This is a genomic window from Cupriavidus taiwanensis (genome assembly GCF_900249755.1).
GTDB lineage: Bacteria > Pseudomonadota > Gammaproteobacteria > Burkholderiales > Burkholderiaceae > Cupriavidus > Cupriavidus taiwanensis_D.
This window is the reverse complement of record NZ_LT976853.1, coordinates 3,298,632-3,319,933: the sequence shown is the minus strand read 5'-3', so window position 1 is coordinate 3,319,933 and position 21,302 is coordinate 3,298,632. Positions and strand designations below refer to the sequence as shown.

General features: G+C 68.0%; 15 protein-coding genes. 8 read left to right on the top strand and 7 right to left on the bottom strand.

The annotated features are described in order from the left end of the window. Positions 1-101: 101 nt before the first annotated feature. Entirely contained in the window at positions 102-1,007 is a 906-nt protein-coding gene (locus CBM2594_RS15185) for a LysR substrate-binding domain-containing protein (protein ID WP_116357803.1), read from the top strand. Between the two features lie 5 nt (positions 1,008-1,012). Here CBM2594_RS15185 and CBM2594_RS15180 read toward each other — a convergent pair whose 3' ends face one another. The 4 genes from CBM2594_RS15180 to CBM2594_RS15165 form a co-directional block, all read right to left on the bottom strand. Further along, positions 1,013-2,404 (bottom strand): nucleobase:cation symporter-2 family protein, encoded by a 1,392-nt coding sequence (locus CBM2594_RS15180; protein WP_116357549.1) that lies wholly within the window; start codon positions 2,402-2,404, stop codon positions 1,013-1,015. 401 nt (positions 2,405-2,805) lie between these two features. Then, positions 2,806-4,245, bottom strand: coding sequence for a UbiD family decarboxylase (locus tag CBM2594_RS15175; RefSeq protein ID WP_116357548.1), 1,440 nt, complete (start codon positions 4,243-4,245; stop codon positions 2,806-2,808). A 116-nt stretch (positions 4,246-4,361) separates the two neighbouring features. Beyond that, positions 4,362-5,276, bottom strand: coding sequence for an amidohydrolase family protein (locus tag CBM2594_RS15170; protein ID WP_116357547.1), 915 nt, complete (start codon positions 5,274-5,276; stop codon positions 4,362-4,364). Between the two features lie 38 nt (positions 5,277-5,314). Next, the gene (locus CBM2594_RS15165; protein ID WP_116357546.1) at positions 5,315-6,217 is read right to left on the bottom strand and encodes an amidohydrolase family protein; all 903 of its coding nucleotides are present in this window, start codon (positions 6,215-6,217) and stop codon (positions 5,315-5,317) included. Positions 6,218-6,638: 421 nt separating this feature from the next. Between CBM2594_RS15165 and CBM2594_RS15160 the strand changes: the two genes are divergently transcribed. Beyond that, positions 6,639-7,526, top strand: a complete 888-nt coding sequence (locus tag CBM2594_RS15160; protein WP_116357545.1) for an endo alpha-1,4 polygalactosaminidase — start codon at positions 6,639-6,641, stop codon at positions 7,524-7,526. Here CBM2594_RS15160 and CBM2594_RS15155 read toward each other — a convergent pair. Beyond that, the gene (locus CBM2594_RS15155) at positions 7,508-8,041 is read right to left on the bottom strand and encodes a M48 family metallopeptidase (RefSeq protein ID WP_116357802.1); all 534 of its coding nucleotides are present in this window, start codon (positions 8,039-8,041) and stop codon (positions 7,508-7,510) included. The two genes, CBM2594_RS15160 and CBM2594_RS15155, sit on opposite strands and share 19 nt — an antisense overlap. A gap of 49 nt (positions 8,042-8,090) precedes the next feature. After that, positions 8,091-8,315 (bottom strand): hypothetical protein, encoded by a 225-nt coding sequence (locus CBM2594_RS15150; RefSeq protein WP_010812270.1) that lies wholly within the window; start codon positions 8,313-8,315, stop codon positions 8,091-8,093. Positions 8,316-8,454: 139 nt separating this feature from the next. Between CBM2594_RS15150 and ettA the strand changes: the two genes are divergently transcribed. Then, positions 8,455-10,122: an energy-dependent translational throttle protein EttA gene (gene ettA / locus CBM2594_RS15145; RefSeq protein WP_116357544.1), complete on the top strand. Its 1,668-nt coding sequence runs from the start codon at positions 8,455-8,457 to the stop codon at positions 10,120-10,122. Between the two features lie 135 nt (positions 10,123-10,257). Then, complete coding sequence (locus tag CBM2594_RS15140) at positions 10,258-11,160, top strand: phosphoribosyltransferase (protein WP_116357543.1); 903 nt, start codon at positions 10,258-10,260, stop codon at positions 11,158-11,160. Positions 11,161-11,216: 56 nt separating this feature from the next. On the opposite strand, the gene CBM2594_RS15135 is transcribed toward CBM2594_RS15140, so the two are convergent. Beyond that, the gene (locus tag CBM2594_RS15135) at positions 11,217-12,365 is read right to left on the bottom strand and encodes a metallophosphoesterase (protein ID WP_116357542.1); all 1,149 of its coding nucleotides are present in this window, start codon (positions 12,363-12,365) and stop codon (positions 11,217-11,219) included. 270 nt (positions 12,366-12,635) lie between these two features. Between CBM2594_RS15135 and CBM2594_RS15130 the strand changes: the two genes are divergently transcribed. The 4 genes from CBM2594_RS15130 (at position 12,636) to CBM2594_RS15115 (ending at position 21,086) form a co-directional block, all read left to right on the top strand. Next, entirely contained in the window at positions 12,636-15,032 is a 2,397-nt protein-coding gene (locus CBM2594_RS15130) for a carbohydrate-binding family V/XII (RefSeq protein WP_116357541.1), read from the top strand. Between the two features lie 203 nt (positions 15,033-15,235). Continuing rightward, a complete protein-coding gene (locus tag CBM2594_RS15125) occupies positions 15,236-16,462 on the top strand; it encodes an efflux RND transporter periplasmic adaptor subunit (protein ID WP_116357540.1) in 1,227 nt (408 codons plus the stop codon). Next, positions 16,459-19,641: an efflux RND transporter permease subunit gene (locus CBM2594_RS15120; protein WP_116357539.1), complete on the top strand. Its 3,183-nt coding sequence runs from the start codon at positions 16,459-16,461 to the stop codon at positions 19,639-19,641. The genes CBM2594_RS15125 and CBM2594_RS15120 overlap by 4 nt, the downstream gene beginning before the upstream one ends. After that, complete coding sequence (locus CBM2594_RS15115; RefSeq protein ID WP_116357538.1) at positions 19,638-21,086, top strand: efflux transporter outer membrane subunit; 1,449 nt, start codon at positions 19,638-19,640, stop codon at positions 21,084-21,086. Before CBM2594_RS15120 ends, CBM2594_RS15115 begins: the two co-directional genes overlap by 4 nt. Positions 21,087-21,302: the final 216 nt, after the last annotated feature.

The window sequence follows — 21,302 nt, the reverse complement described above, 5'->3', positions numbered from 1 at the left end:
TTGATCGTGTTACCCTCTGAATCAGACGCGCCGGCCAACCTGGCTAAGCAAGCGCGCACCCCGACATCCCGGAGGTAGACAACGTGCCCAACCTGAGCAACATGAACGTGTCGCTGCGCCAGCTGCGCGCGTTCATCGCCGTGGCGCAGGAGCGCCACTTCACCCGCGCAGCCGAGAAGCTGGACCTGTCGCAGTCGTCGGTCAGTGCGCTGATCCACGAGCTGGAAGGCAACCTCGGCCTGAAGCTGTTCGATCGCCACACGCGCCAGCTGCACATCACGCAGGCGGGCGCGGAGCTGCTGCCGCTGGTGAAGAAGGCGGTGGCCGATATCGACAGCGTGATCGAGAACTCCAGCGAGCTGCGCACGCTCGGGCGCGGGCGCGTGTCGATCGCGGCGTCGTCGATCCAGGCGGCGCTGATGCTGCCGCGCGTGATCCGCGAGTTCTGCGTCAGCCATCCCGGCGTGAAGGTGGAACTGCACGATGTGTCCGAGCACGAGGTGACCAAGATGGTCAGCTCGGGCGAGGTCGACTTCGGCATCGGCACCATCCCCGAGGGCCAGCCCGACCTGAGCGCGCACCGGCTGATGTCCGATGCCTTCGTCATCGTGATGCCGGCGCACCATCCGCTGCGGCGGCGCAAGACGCTGCGCTGGGAAGACGTGGCCGGGCTGCCGGTGATCGGGCCGCACAAGGGCAACCCGATCCGCGATTGCCTGGACACCGCGCTGGCCGCGCGCGGCATCACGCTGCAGCGGGTGCACGAGGTGTTCCTGCCGCTGACCATGGTGGGCATGGTCGAGGCGGGGCTGGGCATCGCGGTGATGAGCGCGGCGGTCACGCGGCTGACCGCGGCGCTGGGGCTGGCCACGGTGATGCCGACCGATCCGGTGATCCACCGCGAGATCTCGCTGCTGGTGCACGCGGACCGGTCGCTGTCGCCGCCGGCGCAGGCGTTCCGCGACCTGCTGATGCGCTATCGCGCCAAGCTCGCCGACGCGGTCTGACTACGTCATGCCGGCTCCTTCGCCAGCCCGTGGGGCTGGGGGGCCGGCGAGCGGGCGTTGAACAGCAGGTTCAGCAGTACCGCGGCCAGCGTGCCGAGCAGGATGCCGTTCTGGCAAAACTTGGCCAGCAGCTCCGGCATCTGCGCGAAGAACTTGTCCGACACCAGCGGGATCATGCCCAGCGCCACGCTGACGGCGACGATATAGGCGTTCTTCTTGTTCTCGACAAAGTCCACATGGCCGAGGATGCGCACGCCGGTGGCCGCCACCATGCCGAACATCACCAGCGCGGCGCCGCCCAGCACGTACTGCGGGATCGACGCCGCGAAGAAAGCCAGCTTGGGCAGGCAGCCCAGCACGATCAGGATGCCGCCGGCGGTGGCGCAGACCCAGCGGCTGCGCACGCCGGTGACCTGCACCAGCCCCACGTTCTGCGCGTACGAGGTGTAGGTGAAGGTGTTGAACACCGCCCCCACCAGCGCTCCGACGCCGTCGGCGCGCAGGCCGCGCGCCAGGTCCTCGGAGCCCACCGGGCGCCCCACGATCTCGCCCAGCGCCAGGAACTGCCCTACGCCCTCGATCATGATCACGATCATCACCACGCACAGCGTGACCGCGGTCATGGCGTCGAAGGTGGGCCAGCCGAAGTGGAAGGGCGTGATGAACTCGACCCAGTGCGCGTTGTGCAGGCCGTCGAAGTTGACCTTGCCCAGCGCCAGCGCGATCACGAAGCCCACCGCAATGCCGATCAGCACCGCCACGTTGCACAGGAAGCCGCGCGCAAAGGCCACCAGCGCCAGCACCGTGCACAGCACCGCGGTGGCGATGGCGATATTCACCGGCAGGCCGAAGCTGGGATTGGGCACGGGACCGGCCGCGGTGTTGATGGTCGGGTTGCCGCCCGCCGCCCAGTTGATCCCGACCCGCATCAGCGAGACCCCGATCACCAGCACCACGGTGCCGGTCACCACCGGCGGGAACCAGCGCACCATCTTGCCGACATAGGGCGCGGCGAAGTAGGTGAAGATGCCCGCCACCATCACCGCGCCGAACACCGCCGGCAGCCCCAGCGACGGATTGGAGCCGGTGGCGATGATCGGCGCGATCGCGGTGAAGGTGACGCCCATCATCACCGGCAGGCGGATACCGACCTTCCAGATGCCGATGCTCTGGATCATCGTCACCAGCCCGCAGCAGAACAGGTCGGCGGCGATCAGGAAGGCCACCTGGTCCTTGGGCAGCTTGAGCGCGCCGCCGATGATCATCGGCACGGCAATGGCGCCGGCGTACATCACCAGCACATGCTGCAGGCCAAGGGCCAGCAGGCGGGGCGGGGGCAATACTTCGTCAACGGGATGCACGGGCGTGGCCGCATGCGCAGGCTGGGTCGGGGTCATGCTTGTCTCCTTTGGTCGGTACCACGCCGGTCGCGCTCGGTTGCGTCGGTGTCGCCCGAAGGTCGCCGGCGATTCGTGTGCGGATGGTCAGTGCCATCCTTTGCATGCCCGCGCCTGTCCTGTTGTATGAAACCAGCATGCCAGCGGGGGCGGTCAGGAACAATGCTCCGGAGGGATTTATCGATCGGGTTGGTCGATGAATCGGCCGGGGGTAGGGGTGTTTCCCTAAGGGACTACCTGTAACTACCGCTTGTTTGCTCCCGTCTCCCGCGCGCGGGAGAGGGGCCGGGGGTGAGGGCCAGCGCGTGCCAGGCATGAGGCGTGCGACTTCGTGGTAACGCCCGCCCTCACCCCCGCCCCTCTCCCACTGGCGTGGGAGAGGGGAGCAAACCGGCAGGTTCTTACGGCACTGCCGCGCGAGGCCGGTCCATCCTTGCCAGCAACGCAGCAGCTCGCTCCATTGCGGCTGCATCAATACACGCCCTCACCCCATCAAAATTCGGCCCACGCGTCGCATCCAGCCCCATCCGCGACGTCGTCCCCACACCCGACGCCGACGGATCCAGCGCACTGCCGGGCAGCCCATCGACCACCACCACATCCAGGTGCGGCTGCAGGTGCGTGGCCATGGCCCACAGCACTTCCTCGTCGCGCGTGATGTCGACGTCCTCATCCACCGCGACCACCGTCTTCAGGTACGGGTCCCAGCCGAGCAGGCCCAGCATCACCTGGCGCGCCTCGCCGGGGCGGCTCTGGCGCAGCGCCACGTAGGCGTGGAAGTGCGTGCCGGAGCTGGGGTAGTGCACGGCGGTGACGCCGGGAAAGCGCTCCCGCAGCTTCTCCACCATCTCGGACTCGCGCGGGATGCGGCCCAGGTTCAGGTGCTCGGCCGAGTTGCCGCCGACCACGTCGACCAGCCATGCATCGGTGCGGCGCATCACGCTCTGCACGCGCAGCAGGTTGTTGGTCGAACGGTCCGACGAGTAGCCGGTGAACTCGCCGAACGGGCCTTCGTCGACGCGCGCCTCGGGATCGATCACGCCCTCGAGCACGATCTCGGCATGCGCCGGCACCAGGATGCCGTGGCGCGGCGTGCGTACCACTTCCAGCGGCGCGCCGAACAGGCCGCCGGCAACGTGGCGCTCGTCGACGCCGAACGGCAGCCGCGCCGCGCCGGCCAGCATGAACAGCGGGTGCGCGCCGATCACCATCGCCACCGGCAGCGGCCGGCGCAGTTCGGCGGCGCGCTGCTGCATGCGCCACAGGTGTCCGCGCGAATGCAGGCTGGTGGCGATCTCGGTAGGCGAGTGCAGCATCGAACGGTGGTAGCTGGCGTTGCCGACGCCGGTGTCCGGGTCTTCCGCGATCAGGATCGCGTTGGTGATGTAGGGGCCGCGGTCGGTGGCGAAGTGTTTGATCGCCGGGATCGTGCGCAGGTCGATGTGTTGCGTCTCAACCTGGCCGGTAACCGCGCCGCGGTCCAGCACGCGCGGCGCCACCATGCGGCGGCTGCGGGCCTGGTACTCGGCATGGATGCCGGCGGGTGGCACGCCCAGCATGCGCCCGATGCGCTCGCGCGAGGCAAAGAGGTTGGTGGCCAGCGACGTGCCCAGCCCTTCGACGTGATCGAACAGCAGGGCCGGATGGCGCCCTTGCGCGGCCAGCGCCCACACCAGCGCGGTCGGGTCCTGGTCGGCGCCGACCGGCTCGCGGATATGCAATACGTCTTCGGGAAAGGCCTCGCGGTAGGCGGACAGGAACTGGTGGAAGTCCTGCGAGGTGTCGTGGAAGGGCTGGCGCGCCGGCGTCGCCGCGGCGAAGGGCGCTGAGGGTGAGTTCATGGATCGGCTCCTGAGGTCAGGGTGGGCCAGGGCGAAGGCTGCCCCGGCGGCCGGGAATGCTCCCGGCCGCCGTGCCGTGCCTGCCTGCCGAACAGCTAGCGGCGAGCGACTACGCGTCAGCGCGTGCTGGCGTAGGTATCCTTCAGCCGCGCCAGCGCTTCTTCCTGCGTTTTGGGCGGCGCGGTGGGCTCGATGCCGACCAGCCGGGCGATGTTGTTGCCCATGTAGTCCTCCAGCCCGTCCTCGTCCAGGTCCATGCCCTGCGGCGCGGGGCCGCACAGCATTTCCAGCTCGCGCAGCCACATGCCGGGCTCGTTGGGCGGGGTGTCGGTGCCGAACACGATCTTGTCGCGCGGCAGCTGGCGCGCGAACTCGACGATGCGCGACTGGAAGCACCAGCCCGATTCGCAGTACACGTTGGGCGTGTCCATCGCCATCCAGAACGCCTCGAACGAGTAGTTGCCGCCGGTCTGGATGCCGAAATGCCCGATGATGAAATTGACCATCGGGAATTCGCGGATGATCGGGTAGAACATGGTCGGGATCGTGTACGGGCCGTCGCCGGTGTGGATCAGCACCACCACGTTGTACTTGGCGCAGACCTTCATCGCCGGGCGCAGCCAGTCGAGCGCGCGGTCGGGCCGGTAGCCGTGCATGTTGGCATGCAGCTTCAGCATCTTGAAGCCGTACTCCTTGACGTGGAATTCCAGCTCCTGCGCGCCTTCTTCCGGGCCCCAGCGCGGGTTGAAGGTGAAGTTGCCGATAAAGCGGTCGGGGTACTTCTGGCAGAGCTCCGCGATATACGCCATGTAGTCGCGGATGCCTTCGCGGCCGCGGCGGTTGCCGTCGCGGTAGCCGGTGTTGCCCGGCGGCGGCTGGATAAAGCCCATGTCGATGCGGCGCGGCTTGCCGTTGATCATGTAGGGGCCGTCCATCATCTTGAGCATGCGCTCGCCGTTGAAGGGCTCGCCGGTGTGGCGCCAGGCTTCGTCGACGAGGTTGGTCGGGTGCAGGTGGGTGTCGATAATCATGTCGGGTGCTCCGGAGTCCGTTGTCGTGGGCGCTGGGCTTAAGCGGCCAGGCGCGCCTTCGCTTCTTCCAGCGTGCGCGGCACCGGCGTCGGCTCCAGGCCGATCATCCGGGCGACGTTGTTGCCGAGGTAGTCCTCGAGCGTGTCTTCATCCAGGTTCAGGCCCTGCGGCGGCTCGAAGCACAGCACTTCCAGCAGGCGCAGCCACATGCCGGGCTCGTTGGGCGGGGTGTCGGAACCGAACAGGATCTTGTGCCTGGGCAGCACCTTGGCGAACTCGACGATGCGCGACTGCAGGCACCAGCCCGATTCGCAGTACACGTTGGGCATGTCCATGGCCATCTGGAACGGCTCGAAGCAGTACACGCCGCCGGTCTGCACGCCGAAGTGGGCCATGATGAAGTTCACCGTCGGGAACTCCTTCATCATCGGCACCCATTCGGTCGGGATGCTGTAAGGGCCGTCGCCGGTATGCAGCTTGACCAGCACGCCCAGCTCGGCGCACTTCTGCAGCGCCGGGCGCAGCCAGTCCAGCGCGCGGTCCGGCCGGTAGGCGTGCATGTTGGCCTGGAACTGGACCATCTTGAAGCCCAGCTTCTTCACGTAGTGCTCGATCGCGTTGACGCCGTTCTGCACGCCGCAGCGCGGGTTGTAGACGAAGCAGCCGATAAAGCGGTCGGGGTACTTCTGCACCATCTCGACCGTGTACGCCATGTACGCGTCGATCGATTCGCTGCCCGACTTCACGCCGTCGGTGTAGGTGTAGATGGTGTTGCCCTGCGGCGGCTGGATAAAGGCCTTGTCGATGCGGCGCGGCTTGCCGTTGATGGTGAATGGGCCGTCCATCATCTGGATCAGGCGCTCGCCGGTGAACGGGTCGCCGTCGTGGCGCCAGGCCAGGTCCACCAGGTTCGTCGGATAACAGCTGGTGTCGATGATCATGGGAGATCCCCTAACAATGACTAGGTTAGACACGCATGCGGCGGGCGCGCGCGAACAACGCCGCGGGGCCGGCCTTGCATGCTGCGATCGGGAGTCTTTGTCAGGGGAAGCTGTTGGAACACTGCGCCACCGACGAAACACTCCGTCAGTGAGCAATCTCCAGTTGAACCTCGCGGCATTGCACCGCTGCTGTCCAATCGACCGCTTCTACCCACGCGCTCTTTATACATAGCGCCCCGGCATGGGTCAAGCGCATCATGTGTTGCGCCGCACGAACAGTGGGGCCGGCCTGCATTCCTGACCAGGCCGTGGATCCGCTACATTGCGGGGACCGCAGCGTCAGGCCCGGCCGCCGCGGCACATCGACAACAGGGCCGATCGCTTTGAACGGGGTTCATCACAGGGAAGGGGGAAAGAACATATGCATGGCAACGATGCGAAGAAGGCAGTAGCGATGCTGTCGGTCGCGCTGAGCCTGGCACTGGGCGGCTGCGGCGGCGATGGCGGACAGACCGAAATGGTGTCGCCGACAGCCGCGGCCACGACGCGATACGCGGTCACCGCCACTACCACCAGCGCCACCACGCGCTGGGCGCCGGCGCTCACCGATACCTGGCAGATCCAGCTGACCGGCAAGCTCAACACCAGCTACGCGGTGACCGCCTATGACTTCGACCTGTTCGATACGCCGCAGGCCACCATCGACGCGCTCAAGGCGCAGGGCCGGCGCGTGATCTGCTATTTCTCGGCGGGCAGTTCCGAGGACTGGCGTCCGGACTTCAACCAGTTCGCCGAGGCCGACCAGGGCGCCGCGCTGTCGGGCTGGGCCGGCGAGCGCTGGCTCGATACGCGCTCGGCCAACGTGCGCCGCATCATGCAGGCGCGCATGGACCTGGCGGTCAGCAAGGGCTGCGATGCGGTCGATCCGGACAATGTCGACGGCTATAGCAACAGCACCGGCCTGCCGCTGACGGCCGAGACCCAGCTCGACTACAACCGCTTCCTGGCGGCCGAGGCGCATGCGCGCGGGCTGGCGGTGGGACTGAAGAACGACGTGGAGCAGGTGGCCGAGCTGGCGGCGAGCTTCGACTTCGCCATCAACGAGCAGTGCTTCCAGTACCGCGAGTGCGGCGCCTATACCGCGTTCACGGGACAGGGCAAGCCGGTGTTCCAGATCGAATACGCCACCAAGTACCGGGACGCGGCCACGCGCGCCGGGCTGTGCGCCAAGGCGCAGGCGGCCAACCTGCGCACGCTGGTGCTGCCCAGGACGCTGAACGGTTCGTTCCGCTACGCCTGCGACGCCTGAGCGCGCGGCTCGATGCCGCTGGCGGGGGCGGCGCGTTCCAGCTCCCGCCAGGCCAGGAAGAGCCGGGTATCAAACTCAAGCTGGTGGTAGCGCGGCTCCATGTATTCGCAGAGCCGGTAGAAGGCCTTGTCGTGCTCGCTCTCCTTCAGGTGGGCGAGTTCGTGCACGACGATCATGCGCAGGAATTCCGGCGGCGCCTCCTTGAACAGCGACGCCACGCGGATCTCTTTCTTGGCCTTGAGCTTGCCGCCCTGCACGCGCGAGATCGCGGTATGCAGGCCCAGCGCGCGCTGGGCCGAATCCAGGCGCGCATCGAATCCCACCTTGTGCAGCGGCGGCGCGCTGCGCAGGTATTCCTGCTTGATGTCCGTGGTGTACTCGTACAGCGCGCGGTCGGTCTGCACGGTATGGCGCCCCGGGTAGCGGCGGGCCAGGTGGTCTCCCAGCTTGCCGGCGGCGACCAGTTCGCGCACCTGCGCCAGCACCTCGGGCGGATAGCCGCCCAGGAAGCGCATCGGGTCCTTGCCGGCGGGGCGCCAGGTCTCGTTCACCGCGGTGGCCTGCTCAGTGGTGGTGGTGATGGTGGTGCATCCAGCTGTTGTCCAGCGAATTGACGAAGGACTCGACCGCGTCCTTGTCGCCGGTGGCGTGGCGCATCATTTCGCCGCACTTGCAGAACCCCTGGTACGGGGTGATGTGCGAGCACGCCGACGTCTTCTGCAGGTACAGCGTGACGGGTTTGGTGCACTTCTTGCACTTGAACTTGAGGGTCAGGGCGGGTTTGCTCATGGCGATGGCGTGAAAATTCAGCGGAAAGTCGAACCGGGCATTGTACCGTCGGGGGCGGAATCCGGCCGGCGCGGGCTCAGCGCGCGGCGCCTGCCTGATACACTGCCGCCATTCCCGAACCACCCCCCAACACGCACCCATGGCACAGTACGTTTTCACCATGAACCGCGTGGGCAAGATCGTTCCGCCCAAGCGTCACATCCTGAAGGACATCTCGCTGTCGTTCTTCCCCGGCGCCAAGATCGGCGTGCTCGGCCTGAACGGCTCGGGCAAGTCCACGCTGCTCAAGATCATGGCCGGCCTCGACAAGGAAATCGAGGGCGAAGCCACGCCGATGCCGAACCTGAACATCGGCTACCTGCCGCAGGAGCCGCAGCTCAACCCCGAGCAGACCGTGCGCGAGTCGGTGGAAGAGGCGCTGGGCGGCGTGTTCGAGGCGCGCAAGAAGCTCGATGAGATCTACGCCGCCTACGCCGAGCCGGACGCCGACTTCGACGCGCTCGCCGCCGACCAGGCCAAGTACGAAGCGATCCTGGCCGCCAGCGACGGCAACAACGTCGAACTGCAGCTGGAAATCGCCGCCGACGCGCTGCGCCTGCCGCCGTGGGACGCGAAGATCGAGCACCTGTCCGGCGGCGAGAAGCGCCGCGTGGCGCTGTGCCGCCTGCTGCTGTCGCGCCCCGACATGCTGCTGCTCGACGAACCCACCAACCACCTCGACGCCGAATCCGTCGACTGGCTGGAGCAGTTCCTGACGCGCTTCCCCGGCACCGTGGTGGCCGTGACCCACGACCGCTACTTCCTCGACAATGCCGCCGAATGGATCCTGGAACTGGACCGCGGCCACGGCATTCCGTGGAAGGGCAACTACAGCTCGTGGCTGGACCAGAAGGAAGCGCGCCTGAAGCAGGAAGAGGCCAGCGAATCGGCGCGCCAGAAGGCGCTGCACAAGGAGCTGGAATGGGTGCGCCAGAACCCCAAGGGCCGCCAGGCCAAGTCCAAGGCGCGCCTGGCCCGCTTTGACGAGCTCAACAGCCAGGAATACCAGAAGCGCAACGAAACCCAGGAAATCTTCATCCCGGTGGGCGAGCGCCTGGGCAATGAGGTGATCGAGTTCGACAACGTCAGCAAGGGTTTCGGCGACCGCATGCTGATCGAGAACCTGAGCTTCAAGGTGCCGCCGGGCGCCATCGTCGGCATCATCGGCCCCAACGGCGCCGGCAAGTCGACGTTCTTCAAGATGCTGACCGGCAAGGAGCAGCCGGACAGCGGCGAAATCAAGATCGGGCCGACCGTGAAGATGGCCTTCGTCGACCAGAGCCGCGACGCGCTGGACGGCACCAAGACCGTGTTCGAGGAAATCTCCGGCGGCGCCGACATCCTGACCGTGGGCCGCTACGAAACGCCGTCGCGCGCCTATATCGGCCGCTTCAACTTCAAGGGCGGCGACCAGCAGAAGCAGGTCGGCACGCTGTCGGGCGGCGAACGCGGCCGCCTGCACATGGCCAAGACGCTGATCGCCGGCGGCAACGTGCTGCTGCTGGACGAACCGTCGAACGACCTCGACGTGGAAACGCTGCGCGCGCTGGAAGACGCGCTGCTCGAGTTCGCCGGCTGCGTGATGGTGATCTCGCACGACCGCTGGTTCCTGGACCGGATCGCCACGCACATCCTGGCCTTCGAGGGCGACTCGCACGTGGAGTTCTTCCCCGGCAACTACCAGGAGTACGAAGCCGACAAGAAGCGCCGGCTGGGCGAGGAAGGAGCCAAGCCGAAGCGGATCCGGTATAAGCCGATTGCGCGGTGATGGGTTGTCTGGTGTGACAAAGAACCAGGTCTGCGGGCCTGGTTTTTTTATGGCGCTGGCTGTATGTGCCGTCGAAAATTCTGAAAGGAGTCGCCAGGCCTTTGGCATTAGTTTGATGCCGGATAGGTTTGGTGGATGCGTAAATCCATCCACCTCTTCGTTCTAAAGCGGCTACCTGGACGCCACCGCAGGCGGCAGGCGTTCGAAGTCAGGCAGGACCGTGAGCATCCTTTCCCAGGGGGCGTCAAGGCTCCGTACTTCCTCTACCGCTCCGATGCCCAACTCAAGGCGCACCCAAGCTACAAGGCGGCCAAAGCTGGGAACACGGACGCGGCAATACAGCTGATTGTCGATCTGGCACCGCCGCTGGTGGCAAGGTTGCTTGATGAGGATTTTCCCCGTTCATGCATCTTCGTTGCGCCACATGCGAAAGAAGCGTCGGGCCAGAATGCCATCCCTCAAGTGCTGGCAATGTACTTGCACCATGCCCTGGACGGATCGGTCGATGAGGCCATCGTGCAGACAACAAAGGTATTCCACACCGGCGCAGACCCGATGGAGCGGCTGAATCTGCGCGCCAGCTTCTCCGGGTATGTTGTGCCAGATGGCTGCTATGTGCTGGTCGACGACGTTACTACCATGGGAGGCACGCTTGCTGAGCTTGCCAACCATATTCAATGCCACCGGGGCGGCGTGGTCGCTGCAATCGTCCTGGTGTGCGCGGGGCGCTCTGGTAGACTGGCCGCACCCGGAAAGGTTATTCGTGAACTGGAAAGGAGGTATGGCGATGAAATCCGCAAGATCTTCGGCATTGCCACCCACGCCCTCACCGCGGATGAAGCGGGTTACCTCATCGGTTTCCGTACATCTGACGAAATCCGAAATCGCCGAGCTAAGGCGGAACAAGAAACGTATCTCCGACTTGGCGCGAAAGGCATTCAGCTCGATGAATCTGAAGGGCAAGTAAAGCCCCAGGGCCGCCCACAAGCGATAAGCACGCAGAATCCGCGCTACAAGCAAAAGCCCCGACTCGACTGAGCGGGGCTTTTTGCTTCGCCGTGCCCGCGAAAAGTCTTCGTCCTTACGGCAGTTTCCTAGCCGGCGCGCACCAACCGCACCCGCGTAATCTCCGACGGCGCCCCGAACCGCTTCGGCGGCCCCCAATACCCGGTGCCACGGCTGATATAAACCCACAGCGAACCATGCCGCACCAGCCCCGCGGTGTACGGCTGCTGCATCGGCACGAACAAGTTCCACGGCCAGAACTGGCCGCCGTGGGTATGGCCGGACAGCTGCAGGTCGAAGCCGGCTTGCGCCGCCGCGGGCGCGGTGCGGGGCTGGTGGGCCAGCAGCACGCGCACGCCGGCATCGGCGGGGGCGCCGGCGATGGCGCGCTGCGGGTCGCTGCGGTGGCTTTCGTGGAAGCGGCCGGCGGAGTAGTCGGTCACGCCGCCCAGCACCAGCGCGTGGCCGTCATGCTGCAGCACCACGTGTTCGTTCATCAGCACGCGCACGCCCAGGCGGCGCAGTTCGTCGATCCACGGCTGCGCCCCGGAGTAGTACTCGTGGTTGCCGGTGACGAAGTAGGTGCCGTGGCGTGCCTGCAGCCGGGCCAGCGGCGCGGTGTGCGCGGACAGCTCGCGCACGGTGCCGTCGACCAGGTCGCCGGTGATGGCGACGGCGTCGGCCTGCAGGCTGTTGACGCGCTCGACGATGCGCTCCAGGTAGGGCCGCTTGATGGTGGGGCCGACATGGATGTCGCTGATCTGGGCGATGGTGAAGCCGTGCAGCGCATCCGGCAGGCCGCGCACCGGCACCTCGACCTCGACCACGCGCGCCAGCCGGCGCGCGTTGACATAACCCGCCAGCGTCACCAGCAAGGCCAGCAGCGGCACCGCCACGGCGCTGCCGGCGGCCAGGCCGGGCGCGCGCCAGCCCAGCAGCTGCCCGGCCAGCCAGGCGGCGGCGAGGGCCACGTCGCGGACCAGCGTCAGCACCAGCAGCGATGAGAAGAATCCCATGGCGAGCATGCCGATCCAGGACACCAGGTCCGACCACGGCTGGCTCACGCGCCGTGCCAGCAGCCCGGCCGGCAGCAGCGCGCAGGACAGGGCCAGCCAGGCCACCGCCAGCGCCTTGACCGCCATCGGGACCGGCATCGCGGGCAGCAGGCGCAGCCCGATATAGCCGTGCAGCAGGGCGGTGACGAACGCCGCGGTCAGGATGGTGGTGCGTGGGGGCATGGGCGGCAGGCGGGATGGAGTGTTCACAGATGAGGCCACGGCGAGCGGCTTCAAGGGCGGGGGCAGTCGCGGGAGGCCATGCAAGATGCACACCCGCCGCGCCGGGCGCTGGCGGCCGATCTGTCTTTTTTCTGGCGCATCCTGAATGTTTTCAAATCGGATTGTTCGCGCTGGCGGGCTACTCTAGATTCGCGAAATACGCCGCCTGTTGTGCAGCATCCTGCTCGCGCGTGCCCGGCGCCGGCAGGCGGCGCCCTTCCGGAGAAACCCATGTCGTTTCGGATAAAGCAAACCAGCGCGCTGATCGCGGCGGCCTGGCTGGCGCTGGTCCCGCTCGCGGCGCAGCCCGCCACGCCACCCACGCCGGCCGCGGCCCCGCTGACCTGGCCGCGCAACTTCGATGCGGCCACCGACCATGTGGAGCTGTACCAGCCCCAGATCGAGGCCTGGGAGGGCAACCGCCTGTCCGGCCGCGCCGCGGTCGCGGTGGGCGAGAAGGCGGGCACGCCCACCTATGGCGTGGTCCATTTCTCGGCCATCGGCGATATCGACAAGCCCTCCGGGCTGGTGCAGCTGACCCGGATCACCATAGAAAGCGTCGAGGTCCCGACCCGCCCCGACGCCGCCGACCGCGTGCGGCAGGCGCTGGTGTCGCGGCTGCCGGCCAACGGGCTGACGGTGCCGCTGGACCAGCTGCAGGCCAGCTATGCCGTGTCGCAGCAACTGGCCAACGCCGGCCGGGTTGCGGTGCGCAATGACGCCCCGCAGATCCTCTTTGCCACCACGCCGACGCTGCTGGTGCTGGTCGATGGCGAGCCCGCCTGGCGCACCGTGCCCGGCACCTCGTACGAGCGCGCGCTGAACAGCCGCGCGCTGCTGCTGCGCGCGCCCGGCGGCGAGCTGTTCCTGAAGGCGGCCGGCTACTGGTATCGCTCGGAATCCGCCGGCGGCGCCTGGGAGGTGGTGGAGCCGGCGCCCAAGGCGCTGGAGGGCGTGGCCGGCAAGGCGGCGGCCGGCATGAAACCCGATGCGATGCTGCCCGCCGACGGCAAGCGGCCGGCCCGGGCCCCGGCCATTCTCTTTGCCACGCGGCCGACCGAGCTGGTGGTGACCAGCGGCGCGCCGCAGATGGCGCCGGTCAGCGGCGTCGGCCTACTGACCATGGCCAACGCCGATCATGCGGTCTTCGTCGATCCGGCCGCCAACCAGTATTACGTGCTGGTGTCGGGGCGCTGGTTCCGCGCGCCGATGCTGACCGGCCCGTGGCAGTACGTGCCCGGCAGCCAGCTGCCGGCGGACTTTGCCCGCATCCCGCCCACCGATCCCAAGGCCAATGTGCTGGTTTCCGTGCCCGGCACGCCGCAGGCGCGCGAGGCCGAGATCGCCGCCAGCATCCCGCAGACCGCCACGGTGTCGCGCAGCAAGGCCAGCCTGGCGGTAGCGTATGACGGCGCGCCGCGCTTCGTGCCGATTACCGGCACCTCGCTCAGCTACGCGGTCAATACCGGCACGCCGGTGATCGAGGTCGACGCCAGCCACTACTACGCGGTCGCCAACGGGGTCTGGTTCACCGCGCCGGCGCCGACCGGTCCGTGGCAGGTGGCCACCGAGGTGCCGTCGGCGATTTACACCATCCCGCCGACCTCGCCGGTGTACTACGTCACCTACGTGCGCATCTACGCCGTCACGCCGCAGACCGTGGTGGTGGGCTACACCCCCGGCTATATGGGCGTGGTGGTGAGCGCCGACGGCACGGTGGTCTACGGCACCGGCTATGTCTATCCCCCGTACGTGGGCACGGTCTACTACGGCTATCCGGTCACCTACGGCTACGGCGCGGGCTTCGGCATCGGCCTGGCCGAGGGCTTCGCCTTCGGCTTCGCCGCGGGCGCGTTCTGGGGCGCGGCCTCGCCGTACTGGGGCCCGTACTGGTGGGGCGGCCCGTACAACTGGAACTACGTCAACGTGAACCAGGCCAACTTCTACGGCCGCTGGGGCCAGGGCACGGTCACTCACGCGCAGGGCTGGAACGCCTGGACCGGCACCGAATGGCGCGGTACCGCGGCCGCCGGCTACAACCCGGCCACCGGCGCGCGCTACCAGGGCAGCCGCGGCGCCGCGTTCAATCCGTATTCCGGCAACTACGCGGCCGGCCGCCAGGGCAGCTTCGCCAACCCGTCGACCGGGCGCGAGGGCGCGGCGCGCGGCGGCGTGGCGGGCAACACCTACACCGGCAACTATGCGGCGGGGCGTCAGGCGGCGGGCTACGACGCGCAGACCGGCCGCGTCGGCGCGGCCGAGGCCGGCATTGCCGGCAATACGCAGACCGGCCAGCACACCGCCGGCAGCCGCGGCTTTGTCGCCAACCCGGGCAAGGACAACGCGGTGGTATGGAACAACGGCAATGTGTATGCCGGGCACGACGGCTCGGTGTACCAGCACACCGACAACGGCTGGCAGAAGCACACCCCCGGCGGGTGGGAGCCGGTGCAGCCGGGCAACGACGCCACCGCCCGGCTGGAGCCGCAGCGCCAGGCGCGCGAGATCGGCCAGCAGCGCCTGCAGGGCATGGCGGGTGCATGGCAGGGACGGGGCGCCGGCGGCGGCTTTGGCGGCCGCGCGGGAGGCTTCCGCGGGGGCGGTTTCCATGGCGGTTTTCGCCGCTGAGGAGGCGGCGGCAGGGCGCTGACGGGGTGCGCTCGAAAGCAGTAAAGACGTCGACGAAAGAATTGAATTGGCGCTTGCCGGGCCCGGCCTTACCCTGCCGGGAGAGACGGGAGCGCGGCCGGCGGACCGGCGCGGCGGAACGTGGCCAACCCGGTGTCCGCACGCAGCCATCGCATGCAAAACCATGACCGGAGGGGGAACCCGTGAATATTGCATTCCATTGGCGCGGCGCGCTGTGGCTCGCCTGCGCGATGACGCTGGCCGCCTGCGGCAAGGACAAGCCGGCAGCGCACGTGCCGCCGGCGCAGGAAGTCAGCGTGATGACCGTGGCGCCGCGCGACGTGCCCATCGTCTACGACTTCGTCGGCCAGACCCAGAGCTCGCAGCAGGTCGAGATCCGGGCCCGCGTCAATGGCTTTCTTGACCAGCGCGTCTATACCGAGGGCGCGGTGGTCAAGGCCGGCCAGACCATGTTCCTGATGGACCCGAAGCCGTTCGCCGCGGCGCTCGATGCGGCCAACGCCGAACTGGCGCAGCAGATGGCGCGGCTCAAGACCGCCAATGCCGACCTGGCGCGGGTGCGCCCGCTGGCCGAGCGCAATGCGCTGAGCCAGCGCGACCTGGACGACGCGACCGGCAAGCAGCAGGCCGCCGCGGCGGCGGTCGAGGCGGCCCGGGCCAATGTCACCAACGCCAGGCTCAACCTGGGCTACACCACCATCAAGTCGCCGGTCACCGGCGTGTCCAGCTTTGCCAAGAAGCAGGCCGGCAGCTATATCGATGCGTCCAGCAGCCTGCTGACCTACGTCGCCAAGCTCGACCCGATGTGGGTCAACTTCAGCCTGTCCGAGAACGAGGTGTTGTCGGCGCGCACCGGCCAGGCGTCGGGCGGACTCAGGTTCCCCGCGCAGGGCGCGTTTGACGTGGTGATCGTGCTGGCCGACGGCAGCCAGTTCCCGCATCACGGCAAGATCACCTTTGCCGATGCCGCCTTCAGCGCGGAAACCGGCACCTACATGATCCGCGCCGAGGTTGCCAACCCCGAAGGCACGCTGCGGCCCGGCCAGTTCGTGCGCGTGAAGCTGCACGGCGCCGAGCGCACCAAGGCGATCGCGGTGCCGCAGGAGGCCATCATCCAGGGCCCGCGCGGCCAGCAGGTGTGGGTGGTCGGCCCCGACAACAAGGCCCAGCAGCGCGTGGTGGAAGCCGGCCAGTGGAGCGGCGACAACTGGATCGTCAGCACCGGCCTGAAGGCCGGCGAGCGCGTGGTGGTCAGCGGCACGCTGCGGCTCGCGCCGGGGGTTCCGGTGCGGCCGGTGGAAGCCGCCGCGGCGCGGCCCGGTCCAGCTGCCGCCGCCGGCGCATCCGGCGCGGCCGCGGCGCCGCCACCCCAGCCCCAGGCCGCCGCCGGCGCCGGGGGCAAGCCATGAAGCTCTCCCACTTCTTTATCGACCGGCCGATCTTCGCCTCGGTGCTGTCCATCATCATCGTGGTGGGCGGCCTGGTGGCGCTGACCAGGCTGCCGATCGCCCAGTTCCCGGAAATCACGCCGCCGTCGATCACGGTCAGCACCAAGTACCCGGGCGCCAGCGCCGAGGTGGTGGCGCAGAACGTGGCCGCGCCGATCGAGCAGCAGGTCAACGGCGCCGACAACATGATGTACATGAACTCGTCCAGTTCCTCCACCGGGGACATGACGCTGAACGTGTATTTCGAGATCGGCACCGACCCGCAGCTGGCGCAGGTGGACGTGCAGAACCGGGTCAACCTGGCGCTGCCGACGCTGCCCGATGCGGTGACTGCGCAGGGCGTGTCGGTGCAGAAGCGGTCGTCGGCGTTCATGATGGTGATCGCGCTGTATTCGCCCGACAACAGCTACGACCAGACCTTTGTCGGCAACTACGCCAACATCTACGTGCTCGACGCGCTCAAGCGCATTCCCGGCGCCAACCAGGCGTCGATCTTCGGCAGCCCCGACTACGCCATGCGCATCTGGCTGCGGCCGGACCGGATGGCATCGCTCGGCATCACGGTGGAAGACGTCAAGAACGCGGTCAGCGCGCAGAACCAGCAGTATTCCGCCGGGCGCATCGGCCAGTCGCCCACCGACGGCGAGGTCAAGCTGACCTTCCCGATCGCCACCAAGGGCCGCATGACCGAGCCCGCCGAGTTCGAGAACATGATCCTGCGCGCCCAGTCGGGCGACGCCGCGCTGGTGCGGCTCAAGGACGTGGGCCGGGTCGAGCTGGGCCAGAAGGACTACTCGCTGCGCAGCCGCTACAAGGGCAAGACCGCCACGCTGATGGCGGTCTACCAGCAGCCCGGCGCCAACGCGCTGGACGTGGCCAAGCAGGTGCGCGGCACGCTGGCCGAGCTGAAGAAATCGTTCCCGCCCGGGCTGGAGTACGAGGTGGCGCTGGACACCACCGAGTTCGTGCAGGAGTCGATCGGCGAGGTGGTGCATACGCTGCGCGACGCGGTGATCCTGGTGATCCTGGTGGTGTACCTGTTCCTGCAGAGCTTCCGCGCCACGCTGGTGCCGATTCTGGCGGTGCCGGTATCGATCATCGGCGCCTTTGTCGGCATGAGCATGTTCGGCTTCTCGGTCAACATGCTGACGCTGTTCGGGATGGTGCTGGCGATCGGCATCGTGGTCGACGACGCGATCGTGGTGATCGAGAACGTCGAGCGCAACATGACCGAGTTCAACCTGCCGCCCAAGGAGGCGGCCAAGCGCGCCATGGACGAGGTCAGCGGGCCGGTGGTGGCGATCGTGCTGGTGCTGCTGGCGGTGTTTATCCCGGTGGCGTTCCTGTCGGGCATCACCGGGCAGCTGTACAAGCAGTTCGCCGTGACGCTGGCGGTGTCGGTGGTGCTGTCCGGCGTGGTGGCGCTGACGCTGTCGCCGGCGCTGGCGGCAATCCTGCTCAAGCCCGGCGAGCAGAAGAAGAACCGCTTCTTCCGCTGGTTCAACGCCAGGTTCGATCGCCTGATCGAGCGCTATGACGCCGCCAACCAGGCGGTGATCCGGCGCACGGTGGTGTCGCTGGGCGTGATCGTGGCGATGCTGGCGGCGATCGGGCTGATGTTCGCGCGCATCCCGTCGTCGTTCCTGCCGGTGGAGGACCAGGGCTACCTGCTGGGCGCGGTGATCATGCCCGATGCCGCCAGCCTGGACCGCACCCAGGCGCTGTCCGGCCGCGCCGAGGACTGGTTCGCCAAGCAACCGGGCGTGGCCGCGGTGGCGGCGCCGACCGGCTTCAGCCTGATCGATTCGCAGAACAAGTCCAACGCGGGCACGCTGTTCGTCTCGCTCAAGGGCTTCAAGGACCGCGGCGACGGCGAAAGCGCGGCCGACCTGATCGCCAACGCCAAGAAGGAGTTTTCCACCTACAAGGAAGGCGTGGTGATCCCGATCAATCCGCCCTCCATCCCAGGCCTGGGCACCACCGGCGGCTTCGAGTTCTGGCTGCAGAGCACCGGCGACGGCACCTACCAGCAGCTCGAGGCCAAGGTGCGCGCCTTTATCGCCAAGGCGCATGAGCGGCCCGAGCTGACCGGCGTGAACTCCACCATCAACACGCGCTCGCGCCAGCTGATGGTGGAGGTGGACCGCGAGCGCTCCGAGACCCAGGGCGTGCCGGTGGAGCAGGTCTACTCTGCGCTGCAGACCATGTTCGGTTCGCTCTACGTCAGCCAGTTCCCGAAGAACAGCCGGCTGTTCCAGGTGATCCTGCAGGCCGAGCCCGACTACCGCTCGCGCCCCGACGATATCGACAAGGTCTACGTGCGCAACCGCAACGGCGAGATGGTGCCGATCAAGGCGGTGACCACGGTCAAGTACGTGCCCGGGGCCGACATCGTCACGCGCTTCAACAACTTCCCCGCCGCCAAGATCATGGGCGACGCCGCGCCGGGCTACAGCTCGGGCCAGGCGCTGCAGGCGATGGAAGACATCGCCAGCGAGGTGCTGGGCGAGGGCTACGGCTTCTCCTGGAGCGGCCAGGCGTACGAGGAAAAGACCTCGGGCTCGACCGCGGTCTATGTGTTCGCCTTTGCCTTGCTGATGGTGTTCCTGATCCTGGCGGCGCAATACGAGAAGTGGTCATTGCCGATCGGCGTGCTGCTGGCGGTGCCGTTCGCGCTGTTCGGCGCGCTGCTGGCGATCCTGCTGCGCGGCATGCAGAACGACGTGTACTTCCAGATCGGCCTGACGGTGCTGATCGCGCTGGCGGCCAAGAACGCCATCCTGATCTTCGAGTTCGCGGTGGAGATGCGCCACAAGGAAGGCCTGAGCGCCTACGACGCCGCGCTGCACGCGGCCCGGCTGCGGCTGCGGCCGATCATCATGACCTCGCTGGCGTTTATCCTGGGCTGCGTGCCGCTGGCCATCGCCAGCGGCGCCTCGGCGGCGAGCCGGCAGTCCCTCGGCACCGGCGTGATCGGCGGCATGTTGGGCGCCACGGTGATCGCGCTGTTCTTTATCCCGCTGTTCTTCTGGGGGCTGGAGACGATGTCCGAGCGCAAGCCCAAGGCCAAGGGGGCCGCGCCGACCACACCCGCAGCATCGACCACGCCGCCGACCCCGCCGGCAGGAGAGCCGTCATGAGCGCGCGCCGCAAGCTTGCCGGCGCCTGCCTGGCCGCGCTGCTGGGCGGCTGCGCCATCGGCCCCAACTACCAGCGCCCGCAGACCCCGGACCCCGCCCAGTACCGCATCGACACCGGCGTGCTGGCGGTGGCCGCCGACAGCGCCTGGTGGGACAGCTTTGGCGATCCGGTGCTCAATGCGCTGGTGGAAGCGGCGCTGCGCAACAACTACGACGTGCGCATCGCCGCGGCCCGCATCGACGAATTCCGCGGCCAGCTGATGGTGGCGCGCAGCGGCTTTTTCCCGCAGGTGGGGCTGAGCGCGTCGGCCGCGCGCCAGCGTGCCGGCACCTTCAACGGCACGCCGTTCGCCACGCTCGACGGTCCGCGCAATTCCTACCAGCTGCTGGCCAATGCCAGCTGGGAACTGGACCTGTGGGGCCGCATCCGGCGCCAGGCCGAGGCCGCCGAAGCCGAGGTCTGGAACGCCGAGTACGGGCGCCGCGGCGTGGTGCTGTCGCTGGCGGCGTCGGTGGTGCAGGGCTATGCCACGCTGCGCGGGCTCGATGCGCAGCTGCAGATCGCGCAGCAGACGCTGGCGTCGCGCGCCAGCGGGCTGGATATCTTCCGCCAGCGCTACGAGGGCGGCGTGATCTCGCAGGTGGAGCTGGCGCAGGCGGAAAACGACTATTACTCGACCGAGGCGTCGATCCCGCCGCTGCGCACCGCCATCGCCCAGACCGAGAACGCGCTGTCGGTGCTGCTGGGGCGCGAGCCGGGCCCGATCGAGCGCGGCAAGAGCGTGCACGAACTGCTGCCGGCGGCGGCGGGTGCCGACTTGCCGGCGGCGCTGCTGTCGCGCCGCCCCGACGTGCTGCAGGCCGAGCAGGCCGCCGTCGCCGCCAACGCGCAACTGGGCGCGGCGCAGGCGCTGTACCTGCCGGCGGTGAACCTGAGCGGGCTGTTCGGCGCCATCGCCAGCACCCCCGGCGCGCTGTGGCACAGCGCCTCGCAGGTGTGGGGCATCGGCGCCGGGCTGACCCAGCCGATCTTCCAGGGCGGCGCCATCCGCGGCCAGGTGCAGAGCGCCACGGCGCAGCGCCAGCAGGCCATGCTGGCTTACCAGGGCACGGTGCTGGCGGCGCTAGCCGACGTCAACAGCGCGCTCGCCAACAGCATCGAAACCCGCAACCGCCTGGTCAGCCTGCGCCAGCAGGAGAAAAGCCTGCTGGTCTATGCCGACCAGTCCAGCGCGCGCTACGAGGGCGGCTATTCCAGCTACCTGGAAGTGACCACCGCGCAGGAGAAGCTGTTTGCCACGCAGCTGGCGGCGGTGCAGGGCCAGGTGGATGTGCTGACCGGCGCCGCGGCGCTGTACAAGTCGCTCGGCGGCGGCTGGCCGGCGGTGCCGCAGGATGTCAGGGAGGCGGGGATGCAGGGGGATGCGAAGGTGCTGACGCGGTAGCGCGCGTTTGCATGTCCTTACCGCCACCGCCACCGCCTTCGCTAAGCCTTTGATTTGGGTAACCACCGTCATTCCCGCGAAAGCGGGAACCCAGCGACTTTTGAGAAGCGCTTGCGCTTCAAAGACACTGGGTCCCCGCCTACGCGGGGACGACGTGCCGGTTACGGGGAGCAAGTCGGCATGGCCAGCGTGCGGGCCCCTCTCCCGCATGCAGGC